General features: G+C 62.2%; 1 protein-coding gene. It reads right to left on the reverse strand.

Annotated elements, in window-relative coordinates; translation table 11 throughout:
* A partial coding sequence (gene rhsB, locus BFF42_RS13130; protein WP_146759045.1) for a rhs element protein RhsB occupies positions 1-3,312 on the reverse strand: 3,312 nt, incomplete at both ends.

The following is a 3,312-nucleotide window of genomic DNA, read 5'->3' on the forward strand; positions in this document are numbered from 1 at the left end:
TCATCATATTCTGCGCACCACGCTGTTGCCCCTTCCGTGCTGATGAGCGCCAGCGGCAGGCCGCGATGGTCGCAGTGGTACAGGTGGATTTTTCGCGCCGGCGTGTACACCGGGTCCATCTGGCTTTGCATCTGCGCCACCGTCAGGCCGCACGATGCCAGCCAGCGGCGGCTTTCCTCACTCACCCGGTCAGCCAGGATTTCACTTTCCAGCCGGTCGAGCATCTGCACCAGCACCGGCGGGAACACCACACTGCCACCGTCTTCGCCGCCGGACTGCTGAAGGGTATCCGCCAGGCTGCGGCGCTGCGTTTTCGCCAGCTCACCGGTGGCGGTTTCAACTCTGATGAGTGGCGTGAAGCTCCCCGGCTGATAAATCGTCTGGATGCGGCTCCTGTCGTTCTGTATTGTGGTCAGCCGGTCGCCGTCCCAGCCGTACCAGGTCACTTCCGGTTTCCGTGACAGCGACATCCAGCCCGTCAGGTCACGTTCACGCCGCCACACCCGTTTTGCCACCCTGCGGCCCAGCGGGTCGTAAAGATAGCGACTTTCGACCAGCGGCTCTGCATATTGTGTCCGCGTGTAGTGCACCAGCCGGTGCTGACTGTCGTAATGGTACCGGTGGGTGCGCTCATCATCCGTGCGGATACCCCCTTCCGGGATGAGGTCGGTTTTCTCTGTCAGCCTGCCGTGACGGTCATACCGGTAAAGATAGTGCGCGTCACGGGCGATACGGTTATCCGGCCACATGCTGAGGGTGCTGTCCGGGTGCAGCTCCGGGTCGGGCAGGCGGTTACCTGCCGGGTCTGTGGCATACGGGATGCGGATATCAAGGTTCGCTGCGGTGGTGTGAACGCCGGTCAGCCTGCCGGTGGTGCTGTAGCTGTAACTCCGGGTCTGGCGCGGGCTGCTGATGCGGATGAGTTCGCCGTTGTCGTTCCAGGTGTAATCGCGGTCATACTGCAGGCTGTTCAGGTGCTGGCTCTGTAACTGCCCGGCAGGGGTGTAAGCGGTGGAGAGTTCATAGCGGCCGAAGCGGCGCAGCGTTTCCCGGTGCAGGCGGTCGCGGGTGAAATCCACCAGCGGTGTGTCGCCGAGCTTCATGCCTGCCAGGTAACCGCTGCCGTAGGCCAGCCATTCCACGGCGGGCAGGCTGTCCGGTATACAGCGGTTCGCCAGTCCCTGCGCGTTGTAAGCGTGTCTGGTCTCATGCTGCCAGAGCAGTGCTTCCGGCTGCGGGTGATGCACCGTCTGGCGCTCACCGGTCAGCCGGCCTTTCTCATCATACCTGTAATGCACCGTCACCCGGTGCCCTTCGCTGAGATGGCTGATGTCTGTCAGCCAGCCACGTTTGTCATACTGCCACTGCTCTGCGGTTTCGCCATTCACGGTGCGGTGCGTGAGGCGGTCTGCTTCGTCATAGTGCCAGTGGGTGACCAGCCCCTCATCCTCGCTGCGGATAAGTTTGCCGGTCAGGTCGTGGTGATAACGCTGTGTGCGGCCGTCAAAGCCGGTTTCCTGTATCAGCCGGTCGAGTACATCGTAACGGAAGGTGGTGTGGCTGCCGTTTTCACTGGTCAGGCGGATGACCCGTCCTGCAGCATCGTATTCCATACTGCGCGTCAGCTCGCCCTGCGTGGTACGGATGGCCTTTCCCCACGCATCGTACTGTGTCCCGTTTCTGCTGCCGTCCGGGGCAATGACGGCGGTCAGGTCACCGGCGGCGTTGTATTCATACCGCGTTTCATGGCCCTGCGTGTCTTTCACGGCAATTAACTGTCCACGGCTGTCGTATGCGCGGTACTGACTCAGCCCTTCCTCGCGGTGCACCGCCGTCATCTGCCCGAAGCGGTCATGGTCATAACGGGTTACATAACCGGAACAGTCGGTGAAGCTCAGCAACTGACCGTAACGGCTCCACGTCATGGTTTTCCGGCTACCGGTGGCATCTTCCGTTGCGCAGGGTAAGTCACTGTGTGGATTATCATAACGGTAGCGGATGATATCGCCGTCAGGGGCAGTTTCCTGAATCAGACGGCCCCATTCATCATATTCCCGGCGTATTTCCAGCCCGTCAGGCCCGGTGGCTGACGTTAACTGGCTGTGGTGGTTATAGTAAAACGCCGATGCCCTGCCATCCGGCGTGGTGATGCGCGTGATGAGGCCCGTCACCACATCCGGGCTGTATTCTGTTGTCCGGCCTGCGGCATCCGTCTGTGTCCTGAGCCTGCCCACGGCGTCAAACTGACTCTGCGTGACGCTGCCGTCCGCGTGTTCCTTTTTCACCACCCGCTTCAGCCCGGCTTCACCCTGCGTGTGCAGCACTTCACGGCGGTTCAGGCTGTCGGTGATGGTGATGCGGTCCTTCTCATACTGATACGTGTAGCTTAAGCCTGCCGGGTTAAGCTGTTCTGTCACCCGCCCGTCGCTGTCGTAACGGTAACGGATTTCCGGCCGGCCCGTGTGACGGTGCGCCACCATCCGGCCCCGGTATTTATCATCGTAAGTAAAGCTGCGCACCTGTTTGCCACTACGGTCATACACCGCCGCCAGTTCGCCGCGCGGCGTCCAGCCATAGCGCACCAGCGGCGCGGCAGGTAAATTCTCCGGGTATTCCGGGTCGTGCGTCAGCCACACGGCAGACAGACGGATGCCGTTGTCCCGGCCATATTCGGTGTAACCCGGCAGGGTATCAGGAAAAGCGGACGGTTCCGTCCCGCCGGAAATGGCCTGCTGCCGGGCTTCTTCTGCCCGCTGCGCCTGCGTGGTCAGTACCAGTTGGAAGTGACGCCCGGCACCATCCGTCACGCCGGTGATTTCGCCGCTGAATTCACCGGCGGCTTCGCGGTGGAACGTCTGTGTGCGCCCGAAGCGGTCCACCAGCCCGGTCAGTACCCGGTACGGCGGCAGCGGCGCAGGCAGCACCTCATCCGCTTCCGGCACCCGCTCACACCAGCCGAGCAGCCACCACGGCCCCTGCGGACTGTTTGTCGCCAGATAACGATGCGGACTTAAGCGGAGTTCTTCCGGCAGCGCCTGCCAGAGTGCGGCCAGCCGGTGACCTTCATCCAGTTTCGCCACGCCGCCGCGCACCAGCCACAGTGACTCGCTGCGGCTGTAACCGTCCTCACCGGGAAACAGGTGCTCAAAATACAGGCTTCTGCCGCCGTTATCACTGAGTATCAGTGTGTTATCGCGCAGCTGTAAGCGGATATCCGCAGGCATTTTCCAGCCGGGGCCGAGGCTCCCCACCGGCGCGGGCGTTTTTGTCCGGTAACTGCTGTAGGTGCGGGAGAGGATGAACGGCAGCGGG

This window comes from Shigella sp. FC1661 (assembly GCF_001712525.1).
Lineage (GTDB): Bacteria > Pseudomonadota > Gammaproteobacteria > Enterobacterales > Enterobacteriaceae > Escherichia > Escherichia coli.